The sequence below is a fragment of the Psychromonas marina genome (assembly GCF_030161115.1).
GTDB lineage: Bacteria > Pseudomonadota > Gammaproteobacteria > Enterobacterales > Psychromonadaceae > Psychromonas > Psychromonas marina.
Window position 1 is genome coordinate 142,210 of the sequence record NZ_BSPQ01000004.1, and the last position, 16,423, is coordinate 158,632.

The 16,423-nt window shown below is 39.7% G+C and carries 16 protein-coding genes; 9 read left to right on the forward strand and 7 right to left on the reverse strand.

Annotated elements, in window-relative coordinates; translation table 11 throughout:
• Positions 1-39: 39 nt before the first annotated feature.
• The 3 genes from QQK09_RS08105 to QQK09_RS08115 form a co-directional block, all read right to left on the reverse strand.
• Positions 40-966, reverse strand: coding sequence for a tripartite tricarboxylate transporter substrate binding protein (locus QQK09_RS08105; RefSeq protein WP_284203628.1), 927 nt, complete (start codon positions 964-966; stop codon positions 40-42).
• Positions 967-997: 31 nt separating this feature from the next.
• A complete protein-coding gene (locus tag QQK09_RS08110) occupies positions 998-1,471 on the reverse strand; it encodes a hypothetical protein (RefSeq protein ID WP_284203629.1) in 474 nt (157 codons plus the stop codon).
• A 371-nt stretch (positions 1,472-1,842) separates the two neighbouring features.
• Entirely contained in the window at positions 1,843-2,436 is a 594-nt protein-coding gene (locus QQK09_RS08115) for a TetR/AcrR family transcriptional regulator (protein WP_284203630.1), read from the reverse strand.
• A gap of 129 nt (positions 2,437-2,565) precedes the next feature.
• On the opposite strand from QQK09_RS08115, the gene QQK09_RS08120 reads away from it, so the two are divergent.
• The 5 genes from QQK09_RS08120 to nifW all read left to right on the forward strand — a co-directional run bounded on the left by QQK09_RS08120 (position 2,566) and on the right by nifW (position 6,954).
• Complete coding sequence (locus QQK09_RS08120) at positions 2,566-3,117, forward strand: carboxymuconolactone decarboxylase family protein (RefSeq protein WP_284203631.1); 552 nt, start codon at positions 2,566-2,568, stop codon at positions 3,115-3,117.
• A 103-nt stretch (positions 3,118-3,220) separates the two neighbouring features.
• Positions 3,221-3,868 (forward strand): DsbA family oxidoreductase, encoded by a 648-nt coding sequence (locus tag QQK09_RS08125; RefSeq protein WP_284203632.1) that lies wholly within the window; start codon positions 3,221-3,223, stop codon positions 3,866-3,868.
• Between the two features lie 315 nt (positions 3,869-4,183).
• Positions 4,184-5,038, forward strand: coding sequence for a type 2 periplasmic-binding domain-containing protein (locus QQK09_RS08130; RefSeq protein WP_284203633.1), 855 nt, complete (start codon positions 4,184-4,186; stop codon positions 5,036-5,038).
• A 13-nt stretch (positions 5,039-5,051) separates the two neighbouring features.
• Positions 5,052-6,545 (forward strand): methyl-accepting chemotaxis protein, encoded by a 1,494-nt coding sequence (locus tag QQK09_RS08135; protein ID WP_284203634.1) that lies wholly within the window; start codon positions 5,052-5,054, stop codon positions 6,543-6,545.
• Between the two features lie 118 nt (positions 6,546-6,663).
• Positions 6,664-6,954 (forward strand): nitrogenase-stabilizing/protective NifW family protein, encoded by a 291-nt coding sequence (nifW, locus tag QQK09_RS08140; protein WP_284203635.1) that lies wholly within the window; start codon positions 6,664-6,666, stop codon positions 6,952-6,954.
• A 66-nt stretch (positions 6,955-7,020) separates the two neighbouring features.
• Here the strand turns inward: nifW and QQK09_RS08145 are convergent, their stop codons facing one another.
• Together QQK09_RS08145 and QQK09_RS08150 are read right to left on the reverse strand one after the other, a co-directional pair.
• On the reverse strand, positions 7,021-8,034 hold the full coding sequence (locus QQK09_RS08145) for a manganese-dependent inorganic pyrophosphatase (RefSeq protein WP_284203636.1): 1,014 nt from the start codon (positions 8,032-8,034) through the stop codon (positions 7,021-7,023).
• 171 nt (positions 8,035-8,205) lie between these two features.
• Positions 8,206-9,399, reverse strand: coding sequence for a class I SAM-dependent methyltransferase (locus tag QQK09_RS08150; RefSeq protein WP_284203637.1), 1,194 nt, complete (start codon positions 9,397-9,399; stop codon positions 8,206-8,208).
• A 209-nt stretch (positions 9,400-9,608) separates the two neighbouring features.
• On the opposite strand from QQK09_RS08150, the gene QQK09_RS08155 reads away from it, so the two are divergent.
• Together QQK09_RS08155 and QQK09_RS08160 are read left to right on the forward strand one after the other, a co-directional pair.
• Positions 9,609-11,780 (forward strand): alpha/beta fold hydrolase, encoded by a 2,172-nt coding sequence (locus tag QQK09_RS08155; protein WP_284203638.1) that lies wholly within the window; start codon positions 9,609-9,611, stop codon positions 11,778-11,780.
• 29 nt (positions 11,781-11,809) lie between these two features.
• Positions 11,810-12,166: a periplasmic thioredoxin of cytochrome c-type biogenesis gene (locus QQK09_RS08160; RefSeq protein WP_284203639.1), complete on the forward strand. Its 357-nt coding sequence runs from the start codon at positions 11,810-11,812 to the stop codon at positions 12,164-12,166.
• Between the two features lie 351 nt (positions 12,167-12,517).
• Here QQK09_RS08160 and QQK09_RS08165 read toward each other — a convergent pair whose 3' ends face one another.
• Positions 12,518-13,210: a pseudouridine synthase gene (locus tag QQK09_RS08165; RefSeq protein WP_284203640.1), complete on the reverse strand. Its 693-nt coding sequence runs from the start codon at positions 13,208-13,210 to the stop codon at positions 12,518-12,520.
• Between the two features lies 1 nt (position 13,211).
• The gene (locus QQK09_RS08170; protein WP_284203641.1) at positions 13,212-15,161 is read right to left on the reverse strand and encodes a tRNA(Met) cytidine acetyltransferase TmcA; all 1,950 of its coding nucleotides are present in this window, start codon (positions 15,159-15,161) and stop codon (positions 13,212-13,214) included.
• A gap of 295 nt (positions 15,162-15,456) precedes the next feature.
• On the opposite strand from QQK09_RS08170, the gene rpsJ reads away from it, so the two are divergent.
• Together rpsJ and rplC are read left to right on the forward strand one after the other, a co-directional pair.
• Positions 15,457-15,768, forward strand: coding sequence for a 30S ribosomal protein S10 (gene rpsJ / locus QQK09_RS08175; protein ID WP_011771756.1), 312 nt, complete (start codon positions 15,457-15,459; stop codon positions 15,766-15,768).
• A 15-nt stretch (positions 15,769-15,783) separates the two neighbouring features.
• Entirely contained in the window at positions 15,784-16,422 is a 639-nt protein-coding gene (gene rplC, locus QQK09_RS08180) for a 50S ribosomal protein L3 (protein WP_284203642.1), read from the forward strand.
• Position 16,423: the final 1 nt, after the last annotated feature.

Consider the following 16,423-nt stretch of genomic DNA (forward strand, 5'->3'; position numbering starts at 1 on the left):
AAAAGCCAAGGAGATCTCCTTGGCTTTAATTACTTCTGTTTAATTAATTAATTTACCTAGAAGTTTTGTATCTTCTTTCACGAAATCAGTAAACTCTTGCGCTTTTAGTGGATGAATTGTCATTGCACCTTTAGCCATAAAGTCTTTGAACTCTGCAGTTGCCATTGCTTGGTCAAATGCTTTACCTAGTAGTTCGATGATCTCATCTGGTGTATCTTTAGGTGCTCCGATGCCACGCCATGTACCCGTTACAACATCTAGACCTTGCTCTTTCAGCGTTGGTACATCTGGGATGTAAGAGATACGTTCAGAAGACATAACGCCTAATGCTTTAAGCTGACCAGAACGAAGCTGAGCGATCGCTTCACCCGGCGTTACCATAGTGACTTGTGTATGGTGACCTAAAACGGATGGGATTGCTTCGGCAGAACCATTGTAAGGAACGGCGTTAAGTTTGATTGATTGTGATTTTTCTAATGCCATCAAATAAAAGTTTGGCGCTGCAGTAGAAGCGAATTTTACTTTGCCTGGGTTACTCTTTGCTTCTGCTACTAAGTCATTAACTGTGTTGAATGGGCTATCAGCGGGTACTAAAATAACTGCAGGGTCTAAGTTAACCATGCGGATTAATTTAAAGTCATCAGCAGTATTCTGCATTAACCCCATTTGTGGCAATGAAGCAATTTCACGTGTTACAACCGTTAGCGTGTAGCCATCAGCGCGCTGATTCGCACCAAAACTCATACCTACCGCACCTGCACCACCAGTACGATTCATTACAGAGATACTTGTTCCAAGGATATCTTTACTGCTATTTGCCAAAGTACGGCCTACAGCATCCGTCCCCCCCCCCGCACCAAATGGGACTATTAAACGAATATTTTTAGAAGGGTAATCTGCTGCGAAAGAACTTGCTGACATTATCAGTCCTGCAGTAATCAATGCAGTTTTAAGTAATCTTTTCATTGTTAAACTTCCTTTTTATTAAATAACAGAATTAATCTCTGTAGGTTTGGGTTGGGTTTTCTATTTTTTGAGTTTGATATTCATGTATCGTTAATTGCTCAATCGCGACTGCGATCCAACCACTCACTAACATATCAAACCATTGTTGAACGCCACTGCAGGCAACAACGATATTTCCGTAGACAAAAGAGCCATAGAAAAGTACATCTCCATCACGGAGTGATGACGGGTGAAGATTTTGGTGATTAATGTTTGCAGAACCATCGCGCCATGCTTGTTGTGCTTTTTTTCTGGCAAGCTGGTCAAATGGAATTGTCCATTCATGAGGTTTACCCAGAGAGGCTTCATAAAGAACGGCATCTTCAAAGCTTGATTCCCAAGGTTTAACAGCGGGATTCATAATCACTATATGGAGTTCTTTGCGATTTGTTTGATTAAAAAGCTGTTCGATAGCTGGGGTAACTAACGCCACGGCATCAATAGCTAGTTGCTTATTATTCTTCATCTGAAATCTCTTTTTGCTGTGTGTTTTATAATCATATTGTATTATTTTAATGCGTGTGGTGTTTGCGTTTACATAATGGAATGTAGTTCAAAGAGTAAGGATAAACTATGTGACAGGGAGCCAATAAACGTTATTTAATAATGTAGAGATTATCTTATTTATTAATTTGGCAACCGTAACCTGTTGAATTGGTTGAATTGGTTGATTTGTGTTGTTGTTTTAAGTCGAGGTTTTGAGGATGTGTTCATTAATTAAAAGCGAAAAAAGCATCGATATTTATTCGCTTAATTAATATTAGTGGTTAGATAAGCCAGTGTTTTTTATAGGTGTATTAGTCATATTAAATAGTGGGTGTTATGTGCTGTTTAGTTTTACTTTTTGACGTCACTGAAGGCCAGAAATAGCGTATCAATCATCTCTTTGATTGCTTTGTTATCATTATTGACACGTGTGTAAGTCCGTAACCCCATTATTTGAATTTGCAGGGACCGTGCTAACTGTTTTGCATCTTTTTCTTTGTCGACTTCGCCGAACGCCTGAGCTTCAATAAAGGTTGCGGCGAAGCTGAGTTCTATTTTATGAAGTAAGGATTTTGCTTCTGCTAATAACTCTGCATTTTCTTCGGTTAGCTCTGATATTGTTTTAGCAAGCATACACATACCACTTGGTGCACTGTCTTGGCTGTCGATAACAGCCATTTCAACAAAGGCTTTTAACCCTTTTAAAGGTGATCCCGTTGTTGATTTTAATGCTGTTAATTGTGCGAATCCTTGCTGTGTATAATATTGCAATGCTTCTTTAAATAGTCCCTCTTTACTACCAAATGCAGCATAAATACTACCAGGTCGCATATCGATCACATCTTGCAAGTTGCGCATTGATGTACCGTGGAAGCCTTTCTCCCAATACAAATTTGTTGCCTTTTCAACAACATCCTGACGATTTTGTTTCCCTGCTTTAGCCATAATATTTACCTACATAATACTTTTTTGAACGATTGTTCAATAATATCTTGAACGATCGTTCAAATCCAGTTATATTCTTTCCATCAACGACACAATTAATTTAAAAAAACTAATTTAAGGAAGATAAAAATGACGACATTTACACTACATACAATTGATTCTGCACCCATCAAAAGCAAAGATATTCTCGAACAATCGGTGAAACAAAATGGTATGTTACCGAACTTACATGCAGTGATGGCTGAGGCTCCTGGGTTATTAGAGGCTTATCAAACAGTAGGGAAATTATTTAGTCACTCCTCTTTTAATGCAGAAGAGCTGACGGTGGTGTGGCAAACAATTAATGTTGAGCATAACTGCACCTACTGTGTCCCTGCGCACACCGGTATTGCACATGCTATGCAAGTAGATGCAAAGCTAACTGAAGCATTGCGTAATGAAACGGAAATGCCAACAGAAAGATTACAAGTATTACGAGATACCACATTGAGTATGGTGCGCAATCGCGGCCTTATTTCTGAGCAAGAAGTAGAAGCATTTTTTGCTGTAGGTTATGAGCAACGTCAACTGCTTGAAATCGTATTAGGTTTATCACAAAAAATAATGAGCAACTATACTAATCACCTTGCGCACACGCCTTTGGATAAGCCATTTCAACAATTTGCATGGGAAAAAAAGTAGTCATCAATCAACATGATTAACCCGTAAGCTGCTAATAGCATCATGTTAATTAGCGGCGCTTTATTTAAAAAAGTACGCTGCAGCAGCTGATATAGAGGTAATGATGAGTAATAAAATTAAGTTAGATATTGTTTCAGATGTGGTTTGTCCTTGGTGCGTTATTGGTTATAAAAACCTGCAAAAAGCGATCGATGAGCTTGGTGTCGGTGATAATATTGATCTGCAATGGCAACCTTTTGAATTAAACCCCGGCATGCCTGTAGAAGGGCAAGATCTACGTGAACATGTTGCTGAAAAGTATGGTTCTTCATTACAAGAGAGTAGCGCTGCACGCATTAATATTACGCAACGCGGTGCAGAAGCCGGATTCACTTTTAATTTCTTTGAAGGAATGACAATTGTTAATACGCGTGATGCACACATCTTATTGGAGTACGCACATCAGTTTGGTTTACAAACTGAATTAAAGCTACGTCTATTTACGGCCGCTTTTACGGATAAGAAAGATGTTTCAAATAGAGAAACTTTGTTGAATGAAGTGGCTCTGGTTGGTTTAGATGTTGATCAAGCAAAAGTACATTTACAAGATGCACAGTATCGCGATGAAGTGGTAAAGCAAGAGCAGTATTGGCAAAGTTTAGGTATTTCAGCCGTACCTGCCGTCGTATTTAATCGGACCAGTGCGATGTCTGGTGCACAATCGGTAGAAGCGTATAAACAGGCATTAACAGAATTATTAGCCGTAAAATAAACTTGCCACCAACGACACTATGGTTGGTTATCCAATGATGGTGTTTTTTTTTGCTCTTCGGTAATCATTCATTTCTGTTGAAATAGCAGTTTGTTACTGCAAAAAGATAAATTTCCTACATTTTAAAAATCCATTATAAATCAATGTCTTGATTTATATTTGGTGTGTTCATCGTTATTCTTCCCCTCTTATTTAGTAATATTCTTTATAATAAAAATGCCTTTATTTATTAATGCGTTAGTGATAAGTCCTTCCAATAAGGAGGAGATAATAGTACCTTGCACTTTTATAAATAGTTAAAGGAATAAAAGTAAGATGCAAAGATGCAAATGGATAGGCAATCTACTCCTCTTTGTCTGTATTTCACTCTCCATGCCGGTTCAAAGCAGTGAAGTTGTGATTAACAAAGCAATTGGCGGTAACGTCCTTGTTAGTGAAATATTAACCTTAATACTCAGCAAGTCAGATCCTCAGGCAAATATTAGGCAACTATCAGCAGAGTTCCCTGAGCAGCGATTGATTGATGATATACACTCAGGAAAAGTCAGTTTACTGTGGTCTGGTGCATCCCCGCATTTAGAAGAACAGTTATTGCCGATCCGCATTCCTCTTTTTAAAGGATTACTTGGGCACCGTATATTTATTATTAAAGAGGAGCATCAGTCTCGATTTAATCATATTACGACGCTAGAACAGCTTAAAAAATTATCCGCAGGGCAAGGCACGCTTTGGGGTGACACTAAAGTGTTAAAGGATGCGAATCTACCGGTTGTAACTGCTCTGAAATACCCCAACTTATTTCATATGTTAGAGGGGGAGCGTTTTGACTATTTTCCTCGCGCAATACATGAACCTTGGAATGAGGTTTCTGCTCGACCTGAACTCAATCTTAAAGTTGAAGATAAAACGCTGTTAATTTATCCCTTTGCGATGTATTTCTACGTCAATAAAAATGATCACGATCTGCATGATAAGTTGACACAAGGTTTTGAAACGGCGATTGCCGATGGCAGCTTTGATCGGCTGTTTCTTAATAATCCCATGATTAAAGAAGCATTACAGAAAAGTAACCTAAGTCAGCGTAACGTGATTAGGATAAAAAATCCTAATATGCATCCTGATACCCCGGTTAATCGTCCTGAGTTATGGCTAGATATCAATAGCCTGTAAAAAAGAGAAAAGTATGAATTCAATTACAAAAAAATCGATGTTGCTATTAAGCAGCGTCTCTTTATTAGTGATGGTTATTGTTTTTACAGTTAGCCATATGTTAGCTAAAAATTACCTTGAAGAAAGACTTATAGAGGAAATTTCAGATACCCAAACGACGTTGGAAATTGTACTTCAAGAGCCAATCTTTGTTTACGATAAAGAGCTTATCAGTAATATTTTAGGTGCCTTTGTTTTAAATACGAGCATCCATAAAATATCTGCTTATGACCATCGTGATCTGCTTTTATCTGAAAAAATTGAAGAAGCGCAGGCACCTGCAAACAGTGATGTCATTCCGAAAGAGGTGACCATTGTGGATGAGGGTGGAAAAACTATTGGTAAGCTTAATATCATGTTTCGTGCTGACAGTAATGCGGCACTGCTTAATGCAGTAGGCATTGCATTTTTAGCTATCGCTGTGATTTTAATTATCGTCCTACAGTTAACCAATTGGTACGCACTTTCTAAGTTAGTGGTTCAACCTTTACGTACGGTTGGTAATGCATTAGCGGTGATCGCATCGGGTGGTGGAGATCTGACTAGTCGTTTAACGATTAAGAGCAATGATGAGATTGGCAAACTAGCCGAGGATTTTAACCATTTTATTACGCAGCTACATGGTATTGTGAAAGGAGTGGTTAGTGCTGCCAATGAGGTTAATGATACCTCTACTCGCATCATTGACTCAGCGTCAAAAAATGTAGATGCCACGCAAAAGCAGTTGCAAGAAACAGAACAAGCCTCAACCGCTTTACATGAGATGACATTGACTACCAATGAGATTGCTCAAAATGCAGGGCATACCGCTAAAAGCACTGAAGTATGTAGTCAGTTAGCGCAAACAGGCCGTGATGTTGTGAATGAAACGGCGCAACAGATCAACCTGTTAGGCAGCGATATGATGATAACCGCTGAGAAAATTGTTCAGCTGCGTGATAAAAGCGAGTCAATTGGTTCTGTGTTGGATGTAATAAAAAGTATCGCTGAACAAACCAACTTATTAGCGTTAAATGCCGCAATTGAAGCCGCACGAGCGGGTGAACAAGGGCGTGGTTTTGCAGTCGTAGCAGATGAAGTTCGAAGCCTTGCGCAACGTACTCAAGAATCAACATCTGAAATTGAAAAGATTATTGATGAGTTACAAAAAGCATCAATGGAAGCGAATGACTCAATGGATGGAAGCCAGCAGGCGTTACAAAAAACGGTTGAAGAGTCAGAAAATGCGAGTATTGCACTTAATGATATCCAAACCACAATTGATGAAATTACCGGTATGAATGCGCAAATTGCAGCCGCTTCGGAAGAGCAAAATGCTGTTGCTGCGGATGTGAGCCAGAATGTTACAGAGATCTTCAATATCACTAATGAAGTGAGTAATAATGCGCAAGGTGCACGTAGTGATAGCGAGCGTTTAGGTGAGTTAGGCGGCGGCTTAATCGCGAACCTTTCTAAATTCAAAATATAATAGAGGTATTAAATAAGCGCTTTTAGTTTTCCATTTTAATTATCATGGTCAATAAAAGTGCTAATTATTTTTACTGGAGGTGTATGCTAAGAAAACATGCACCTGTTTATTTTATTATATGAATCACTTAAAAAATAGAAAACCATCAATTAAGCAGCAATTAGATAAAATACAGTCTGCCGAAGCATTAATGCAGTTTTTTGAAATGGATTTTGAAACACCATTTATCAATATTCATGGTGATCAGCTGATAAAGCGCTTTGCAGGTAATGTGATTATCAGACAACCCGAAGATTGGTTTGATTATCGACGCTGCTTGAAAAATGCCTATTGTCGTATCCAGCGTTCGCTTTTACCTAAAGGCGGCCGCAGTGCTTGTCGAGGTTGTAGTTCTTGTGAGCGACGCTGAATGGATAAAAAACACTGACTATTGTTATAGCCAGTGTTTTTTAAATACCTTCTTTTTTAGAAAGGTTTAGTTAAGTTCTGCTATTGCGCTTTGAATGGCAGGGCCAATCTGACGTTTACGTGAAGTGACCTCAGGTAATGCTAACCACGTTGCTGCGTCTGTCTGTTTAAAAGCAAGCTTGATAACTTGTGAATCATTATCGTCAATCCATAATAGGTTAGCCTGCTGATTTTTAGTGTCGGTCACTGAGAAGAACAAGTGATCTAACTGTTGCTCTTTTTTATGCGCTTGCATCGCTTTGATAAATTCATCTTTACGCGTTAATAGTTGTTCGGCCACTAACGTTTCAGCAACACCAATGCCTACATTTTTACCCGAATATTCAAATACCTTATAATCCATTGTTAAGATTTCAGCTGCATCAATCGCACTTAAATCTGATTTAGCAATTAGCATCTGCTGACCAAAGTCATTGAGGTCACTAATACCTGCTTGTTTAGCTAATTTTTCAGCATAATCACGATCATATTGCGTTGTTGTTGGGGAATCAAAGATAACGGTATCCGATAAAATACCTGCCAGTGTTGTACAAGCAATCTGTTTCGGTAGGTCGATATTTAATGATTCTGCACGAGCAGCAAGGACGGTTGCTGTTGATCCCCACGGACGAATATCAAAGCTGGCTACTTGACTTAAATTTACTGGCATCCCGCCAATGGCATGATGATCAATAATCGCGACGATATCACTCTCATTGATTGTTGGGTGCAATTGCGTTTTTTGATTGAAATCTAACAACGCGACCTGTCTCTGTGAAAAGTCAGCTAAGACTTGTGGTGCAGTGGCATTACAATAATTGATAACAAACGTACTCTCTGGATTGATAGGACCAGGTACTACTGCTGTGCCACCGTAGATATGAGCAGCAATCATTGCTGATGTCATGGTATCGGTATCTGGGCTAATATGGCCGGTCCATACTAAATTACTCGTATCGTTTTGTTTTGGTTCAGTGAATTCAAAAGCGCTACAGGTTGCGCTAAATAGGGCTAAAGGCAGAAGTAGGTGACGTTTTTTCATGTTGTTCTCTGATCAATTAAGGTAGTTAATTTTTGCAGAGTAATGAGTTGAGATGACAATTATGTGACAGATGAACAAGTGTGCTGTTTAGATGATTTATCTTTTTGTTTTCATTATTTGCTACGCTAAAGTTGGGTGGAGTAGCGCAATGCGCTTCTCTACCCATTTAGATTATGCGTTTAGAAGGGTTTCTAAACAGTGCTCTTGAATACCATAAAAGGTTTTAATGGCTTCAATTTGCGCCAGAAGGGCACTGTTATCACGTGGTTGTTTACGCTTCTGCGCTAGTATCATCTTGTTTTTACTAGTATGTTCTAGTGAAATAAATTCAAATACCTGTGTATCGTAACCGTGTGCTTCTAATAATAGTGCGCGTAAACCATCGGTGACCATCTCCGCTTCTTGCCCCATATGAATACCATGTTGTAGCAAGGGTGCTAGGGTCGTCGGGCTCTTCATTTGTGGGCGAATTTGTTTATGGCAACAAGGGGAGCACATGATGATTTCTGCACCAGTACGAATACCCATGTGGATTGCATAATCCGTCGCGATATCGCAGGCATGTAATGCAATCATGATATTAATGCCCTGTGCTTTAAAGTGTTGCACATCACCTTGCTCAAACTTGATACCCTGTAATGCTAATTTCTGAGCGGTGTTATTGCATAAATCCACGAGGTTTTGACGCAACTCCACCCCGGTCACTGCGGTTTCAACATTTAATTTATCAACAAAATAATCGTGCACTGCAAATGTTAGATATGCCTTACCTGAGCCAAAATCAGCGATATGTACTTTACTGCTTTTTGCTAGGCCAGTGTTATCAATAGCACGTGATAATACTTCGATGAACTTATTAATCTGCTTCCATTTGCGTGACATCGCAGGGATAACATTGCTTTTATTATCGGTGACACCCAATTCACGTAAATAAGGGCGATCCTGTTCAACAAAACGATTTTTACTGCGATCATGTGAACCTGCTTCGGCATTTTTTACCGCCTGCTTATTTTTGTTCGGGTATTTCTTCACGAGCATTTTGCCTTTTTTACTCACGCTTAATTGCACTTCCCAATCGTTAGTTAATAGGTGTGTATTGAAAAACTGCTCACCTACTTCTGCTTTAAAAAATGCAATCGCTTCAGGTAGTGTCAAATTTTTAGTGATGTGGTTGGTCTTGTATTCGTATAAAAATGACAGCAGCGGCTGTTCCTTTAATAATACTGGGCGAATAGTAATGCGCTTTAATTCAGCGTCAGTCCCCTTATACTTCGAAAGTACCACGCGTTGTAACTGTTCGTTATTAAAGGCATTCTCAAAGGTTTGTGAAAACAGGTCAAATTCAGCGGGTTTAGTGATTGGCATAGCACTCTCTTTTTCAGGGGTTAAAGCTCATATTTAGCGCTCTATTCTACAGCTTTCTGTTTGGCAAATCTTTAATCTTATCCCTATGCGGCATTGTGTTCTCTTCGATCAAATCTGTGAGGTGGATAAAATTTAAACTGAACATATCAATAGTGGCTAGCAAGCAAGAAAATTAAATCTCCTATACTTATAAAAAATAGGAGGTTTTTATGGTTGAAGAGGAGACGTTATCGAAAGCAAGTCGTTCTTTTCGCTTTGCTGGCGTTATTGTTAGTGCGATTAAAAAACTTAGTCGTTCAGCGGTTTCCGTTGAAGGAGAGGAGAAACTGCGTGCTAACCCTACGCTATTTGTTGTAAATCATTTTACTCGTTTCGAAACAGGACTGCTGCTGCATATCCTCTACAAACATAATGGGCAGATGGCCCACTCACTTGCAGATAGCGGCCTCTTTAAGGGGAAGTTTGGGCAGTATTTAGAGTCGGTGGGTGCCCACCCTATTGATATGCCAGGAAGAGATGAAAAGATGATCTCTGAGTTGATGAAAGGCTCCCATAACTGGGTTATTTTTCCTGAAGGCTCAATGATTAAGAATAAAAAAGTGATGCACGACGGGCGGTTGCAGCTTCATTTAGAAGATAAGATCAGTGCGCCGCATACAGGTGCCTCAGTATTAGCGTTAAAAACCTTTTTGATGAAAGAGCAGTATAAGCGTGCCATCGCTGATAATGATGAGCAGTTGATTAACTATTATCAAGATACTTATGCGCTACGTGGTCCTGGTGATCTCGCTGTATTAGACCTTTGTATCGTGCCGGTTAATATAACCTATTACCCACTCCGACCGGGCAAAAACCTATTATCAACAGGGGTGCAGTTATTGGTTAAAGATTTGGCGCCAAAATTAGAGGAAGAATTATTGGTTGAAGGGAAGATTTTGTTGCAGGAGAGTGATATCTCAATCTCCTTTGGCCATCCCATCGATGTACGTAGTTTTAGCAAACCCTATCGACGCCTGTTTTCCCTCATCAAACCTTTTATCTCACCAGCAACAAAAATGAACTGGATGATGAAATTGATGCGCCATCGTTTAACAAACAAGTTTATGGGGCGTGTTTATACACGCCTTTCTATCAACATGGATCATATCGTTGCAACTGCATTGCGTTATATTCCCGCGCAGGGAGTAACCGAGGTAGATTTCAAAAAAATTATCTACCTCGCCTGCTTAAAAATTAAAAAACAGAATCATCGCAGGGTACATCGCAGTATTCGAGATGGCATTATTAACTTGGTTGCCGATGAGGAGTATGGGCCTTATAACAGTATTATGAAGCTAGCTATTGATGAGTCTGTTGTGGTGTTAGAGAGTGGGAGGTTATTAGTAGACCATGAAAGTATTCAAGTCCCACAGCCTTTTCATCGAATGCGCCTTGATAATACCACTAGTGTATTAGCCAACGAATTTGAGGTGATGAAGTGGGCAGTGAAAATTATTAAAAAACTTGCTAAAGCCTCACCCGAAAAATTATCACTTCAAGTTGCAGAAGCGGTCATTGAGCGTGATGTTGCTCTTTATGAAGATGAGAGAATGCGCTCCTATGTAGAAAATGAAAGTAAAAGCCGTGAAGTAGGTAAGCCGGTGTTTATGGCTGGTGAAAAAGAGAAAGTAGGGATTGTATTAGTGCACGGTTTTCTTGCCTCACCAGGTGAACTGTTGCAACTGGCAAAACACCTTAACCAACAAGGTTACGGCGTTTATATTGTGCGCTTAACGGGTCATGGCACGCATGCTACGGAATTAAAAACAGTCACTTTAAAATGTTGGCAGGAGTCAGTGAAACGTGGCTATGCAGTACTTTCACATTATCATTCCAAAGTTGTATTAGCAGGATTTTCAGCAGGGGCATTATTAGCCTTGATACAGGGGGCGTTAGGCTTGCCAAAGGTGAATGCTATTATTGCGATTAATCCCGCGTTAACCTTGTGTCAAAAATCTGCGAAATTATCACCGATGCTAGAGCGCTGGAATCGTCTCCTAAAAGGATTATCTGTAGAAGCGGGCTCTTTACCTTATATAGAAAATGAAGCGCAATTTCCTGATACTAATTATGATAAAATTTATGTGGCTGGACTAGCGCGTTTACTTGAATTACAAGAGTGTTGTCGTGAACGGCTCGCATTAATTGAAGTGCCACTATTAGTTATTCAAGCTGAAGATGATCCCGTTGTCGAACCCTCATCTGCAAAGGAAGTCGTAGATAAGGCATCATCGCTTTGTAAGTCACTTGAATATTTACAGTTACAACACCATGTTATCGTAAGGGATGAGGGCAGTATAGAAACATTCCAATTAATAGACCCTTTTATAGCGTCACTGTGACGCTAACAATAAATCGATGAGAATAGAAAATGATTGAAATTAAAACACTAGCGCAGATAAAAACTATTATCGCTAATGGCGAAACCTGTGTCATCAACCTTACTGCAAACTGGTGTTCAGATTGTACCGACCAAGCTGAGAACCTAAACGTATTTAGCGAAGTATTAGCAAAGCAAAAAACGCCTTGTTATACCATTGCAGTACAAGATGAGAAGAATATTTACCTATCGGCTGAACACCAAGTGTTTACTGAATTATTTGGTGGTCATGGTTTCCCGAGAACAGTATTGATGGTTAACGGTAAAAATGTGGATGCTGATAATGTAGAGATTATCTCTTCCATTCAACTAAATGAACTTGCGCAAAAATTTATAGCACAGCTTTAAATAGTTATCTTTACAGTTTATTGGCTATTATATGCCGCGCAAGTAGACATAGTGATCGTATCTTTAAGGCAAGTGTCTATGTTGGCTGTGGAAGAGAATATTATGGACATGCCTAGTATTAATGATGCCAATATAGTTGATAATGGATAAGTTGATTTTTTCATTGCTATCCCTCGCTCTCGATTTTCTTTAAGTATAGGGGCTAGTTATTACATTAATGTGAAAGGTTATGTCAGATAAGTGTGAGTCTAAATAAGTTTAACATTAAGCATGTGGTTAATGTTTTATGTGGGTAGGTTTGTTATATCCCTGAAAGTTGTTAAATTACATATCAGGGATATTTTTGAGTTTTTAACCGATACTTTTCACTTCAGCTTCGGTTAGATAACGCCATTCACCAGTCTCTAAACTCACATCCAGTTTAATATCACCAATCTGTTCACGGTGAAGCTCAATCACTAGGTTCCCGACAGCAGCAAACATACGCTTAACTTGATGGTATTTACCTTCGCTAATTGTAAGTAAAACTTCGGTTTCAGAAATGATTTCAACTTCAGCTGGTAAGCAAGGTTGTGGCTCGCTATTCAACTGCACACCCTCTTTTAATTGTGCAATCGCTTCTTCAGTGATTGCCGCATCTAAGCCTACACGATATTGTTTTTTACATTTATTACGTGGGCTTGTCACTTTGTGTGACCATTTTCCATCATCGGTTACTAATGCTAAACCGGTCGTGTCTGCATCTAAGCGGCCAGCTATGAATAACTGTTCTTTTTTCTCTACATCAATCAAGTTAAATAGACTTGGTAACTGTTCATCAACGTTAGAGCAGATGTAGTCTTGTGGTTTGTTGATCATGATGTAACGTAGACCACGCACCGAGATAAGGTTATCGTCAAAATAGATAACTTCATCTTCAGAGGCTTTATAGGCACAACTGCGCACTACTTTATCACCACTTTTTACTCGTCCTTGGCTAATTACTTTTTTAGCTTGGCTACGTGTTAATGGGGTTGATTCACATATATATTTATCTAAACGCATTTTATTCTTCTATTTGATTAGTTGATGTTAATAGTTGCTTGATGCTGATTCTTAATGTTTGTTGGGCTTGTTTTTTACCCGTGTATTCGCCATTTTGGCAAACCTCAGCCCAGCTCCTGTTTTGCAGGATTTTTTGTATTGTAAGCCTTTGCTGACTTTTAGCTAGTAACGAGAGGTCGCTATTTATAATAAGGTTGATTAAGTGAAACTCGGCAAACTCATAGAGTAGGTGGCCTGAGCAGTAACTTGTGAGCAATGGATGTTGATAGCTTGTTTTGCTAAGTTCACTTATTAATGAAAAAACCAATTCGGAATCAATCTGTTGTAGATGACGGCTTAATTGCACCAGTAATTGATCGTGGAATTGTTGTTTTAATAATAGGTGTAAAGCTTTGCCTTTATCAGAGAGAGGCAGGTTAACAATAAAAGAGTGCACGCCACTGCTTTTATCTTTACTGCTACCAATACGTAAAGTTTGGAATTGTTTAGCTTGCCAAAATTTTAATAGTTCTGCGCTTGCACCAAAGGAGGCGCAAAGATGATCAAACTGTTGTGAGCCTGCCCAATAGGTTAGTTTGTCGATAAAATGTTTACCTAACCCTTGTTGTTGAATTGCTGGGTGAATAGCAATACGTTGAATACGTGCATATTTATGTGTTGCAGCTTGTGGCTGCGCACAATGAAAAGTAAAGGATTGTGCAACTAGATGACCATTAATACGACGTTTACCTTGGTAAATCTGCTCTGCTAACTGTTGTTCTATCTCTCCCTCTGCACAGACTAATGCCACTGCTAATATGCGTTTATGCTGAGTTAATACAAGCGTGGAAAGGGTTGCGTCGTTGAGCAGCTTTTCTAAATCAGAGGGTTTAGTTTGATAATGGGCAATCACTAACAATGAAAATATCTCTGTAAGTAAGCTGTGGTTTGCGAGAAGCTGCTGCGTTGTAATAAGTTCAAATTTCGTATCATGCAGTTTGTCGTAGACAGGACTATCAGTCTGAGTCTCGGTTAAACAGAGGTTTTGCAGAGTAAATTGTTCAACGGGATCGTTTCTGTCCCAACGAATAGGTTGGTCGAGATGCATGGCTCGTGACTGTGGCGCTATCTCTTTAAGGCGTTTTTGGAAACGCAATGCAAAACCGCGTCCTGAACCTTCATAACCGTGTAGTGTTGTTGCAAATACAATGCGCGAGTAATGTATAGTTAGCGCTTCTAATAGTGGTACAGGAAGCGCTGCCGCTTCATCAACCATCAAGAGGTCACAACTTGGTTTCTCATCTAATAATAGATCTGGCGCGATGAACTCAATGTGAACTGAAATACCTGCGTGCTTAAAAAGAGTATTGGTTGCCGCTTTGCTTGGTGCACACACTAGGATTTTTTGAATACCTGATTCAATGAGTTGTTTCGCTGCTATCCCTAACGCGGCTGATTTTCCTCTACCGCGGTTGGCGGTCAATACTAATGGACGACGGCGATGCCCCGTTACTGTTTTGGTGATTGCCTCGATTGCAGTCTTTTGTTGATCAAGTTGCAAACGAGGGGCGCAGCTATTAGTTAATAATGGAATAGGCGTGTTGCTACCCTCGCTGATAGTTAAAAAGTCAGCTTTGATGAGTTGTTTATATATATAGGTATAAAAGTGATCTTTGTTACTGATCTCTGAGGGACTGATTAAAATCAATGTACCGCCACCACGTAAGGTCCCTTCACTAGCTGCGAAGAGGTTAGGGTCAAACTGTTGATGTGCGTTAATAATTAATAGTGAGGTTTCCTGTCCTAAAATCTGCTTGTATAAGGTAGAGAAGATCTTCTCGGGTGCATCACCAAGCCAAAAGTAGGGTAGGGCAGTGTTTGCAATGTACTGTTCACATTGTTGGTAACACCAATCTAGTGAGCCCTGGAGCCTTATTAACTGGCGATGATTGCTATGGGTATTGATCTTCACGGTTGATCCTATTTACATTTTGAGAGGATGAGTTTAACAGAAGATCTTTCTGTTTGCTTTTTAAACAAACTATCAAGAAAAGCTTGCTATGCATCACGGTTCCTGTATGATGCACCAACTTGCTTATGTAGCAGGCGGGCAACAGGCCCATAACCCAACTCTTATGTAGAGTTTTGTTATCAAAAGCTTCCGATTGGGAAGCAACTAAGTTTGAATTTGCACTTGAGATCTATCTATGATGGGTTGTCAGGTGTTTATTTGTATGTCGTATTTTTAACTATTGGAGTTTTGGTCCATGCAGAACCAAAGAATCCGTATTCGCCTTAAAGCTTTTGATCATAAACTGATCGATCAATCAACGGCGGAAATCGTTGAAACTGCAAAGCGCACAGGTGCTCAGGTACGTGGTCCTATCCCACTACCAACTCGTAAAGAGCGTTTCACAATACTAGTATCACCGCATGTAAATAAAGATGCACGTGACCAGTATGAGATCCGCACTCACAAGCGCTTGATTGATATCGTAGAACCAACTGAAAAGACTGTTGACGCACTAATGAAGCTAGATTTAGCTGCTGGCGTTGATGTTCAAATCAGTCTGGGTTAGAAAGGAGTTATTGCAATGACAATCGGTCTAGTAGGTCGTAAAATTGGTATGACTCGTGTCTTCACTGAAGACGGTGTTTCTATCCCAGTTACAGTTCTTGAATGTACACCAAACCGAGTTACTCAAGTTAAAACACTTGAAACTGATGGCTACCAAGCTATTCAAGTAACAGCTGGCGCAAAAAAAGCTAGCCGTGTAACTAAGCCAGAAGCTGGACACTTTGCGAAAGCAGGCGTTGAAGCGGGTCGTGGTCTATGGGAATTTCGTCTCGATGAGAACGAAGGTACTGATATCGTAGTTGGCGCTGAGCTAAGTGTAGAGCTTTTCAATGATATTACGAAAGTAGATGTAACAGGTCAGTCTAAAGGTAAAGGTTTCCAAGGCGGTATTAAGCGTTGGAACTTCTCTATGCAAGACGCAACTCACGGTAACTCACTATCACATCGTTCAAATGGTTCGATTGGTATGTGTCAAACTCCGGGTCGTGTTTTCAAAGGCAAAAAAATGTCTGGCCACATGGGTGATGAGCGTGTAACGACTCAGAATCTTGATGTTGTTCGCATTGACGTTGAACGCAACTTACTGCTTATTAAAGGTGCAGTACCTGGTGCGAAAAACGGCGACGTGTTCATTAAACCTGCTGTTAAAGCATAAC

What these genes read in the sequence shown, in the direction of transcription:
- nifW (WP_284203635.1), top strand. Translation starts at nt 6,664, where the DNA reads ATGAATCACTTAAAAAATAGAAAACCATCAATTAAGCAGCAATTAGAT.
- QQK09_RS08105 (WP_284203628.1), bottom strand. Translation starts at nt 966, where the DNA reads ATGAAAAGATTACTTAAAACTGCATTGATTACTGCAGGACTGATAATG.
- QQK09_RS08110 (WP_284203629.1), bottom strand. Translation starts at nt 1,471, where the DNA reads ATGAAGAATAATAAGCAACTAGCTATTGATGCCGTGGCGTTAGTTACC.
- QQK09_RS08125 (WP_284203632.1), top strand. Translation starts at nt 3,221, where the DNA reads ATGAGTAATAAAATTAAGTTAGATATTGTTTCAGATGTGGTTTGTCCT.
- rplC (WP_284203642.1), top strand. Translation starts at nt 15,784, where the DNA reads ATGACAATCGGTCTAGTAGGTCGTAAAATTGGTATGACTCGTGTCTTC.
- QQK09_RS08150 (WP_284203637.1), bottom strand. Translation starts at nt 9,399, where the DNA reads ATGCCAATCACTAAACCCGCTGAATTTGACCTGTTTTCACAAACCTTT.
- rpsJ (WP_011771756.1), top strand. Translation starts at nt 15,457, where the DNA reads ATGCAGAACCAAAGAATCCGTATTCGCCTTAAAGCTTTTGATCATAAA.
- QQK09_RS08155 (WP_284203638.1), top strand. Translation starts at nt 9,609, where the DNA reads ATGGTTGAAGAGGAGACGTTATCGAAAGCAAGTCGTTCTTTTCGCTTT.
- QQK09_RS08130 (WP_284203633.1), top strand. Translation starts at nt 4,184, where the DNA reads ATGCAAAGATGCAAATGGATAGGCAATCTACTCCTCTTTGTCTGTATT.
- QQK09_RS08135 (WP_284203634.1), top strand. Translation starts at nt 5,052, where the DNA reads ATGAATTCAATTACAAAAAAATCGATGTTGCTATTAAGCAGCGTCTCT.
- QQK09_RS08145 (WP_284203636.1), bottom strand. Translation starts at nt 8,034, where the DNA reads ATGAAAAAACGTCACCTACTTCTGCCTTTAGCCCTATTTAGCGCAACC.
- QQK09_RS08160 (WP_284203639.1), top strand. Translation starts at nt 11,810, where the DNA reads ATGATTGAAATTAAAACACTAGCGCAGATAAAAACTATTATCGCTAAT.
- QQK09_RS08165 (WP_284203640.1), bottom strand. Translation starts at nt 13,210, where the DNA reads ATGCGTTTAGATAAATATATATGTGAATCAACCCCATTAACACGTAGC.
- QQK09_RS08120 (WP_284203631.1), top strand. Translation starts at nt 2,566, where the DNA reads ATGACGACATTTACACTACATACAATTGATTCTGCACCCATCAAAAGC.
- QQK09_RS08115 (WP_284203630.1), bottom strand. Translation starts at nt 2,436, where the DNA reads ATGGCTAAAGCAGGGAAACAAAATCGTCAGGATGTTGTTGAAAAGGCA.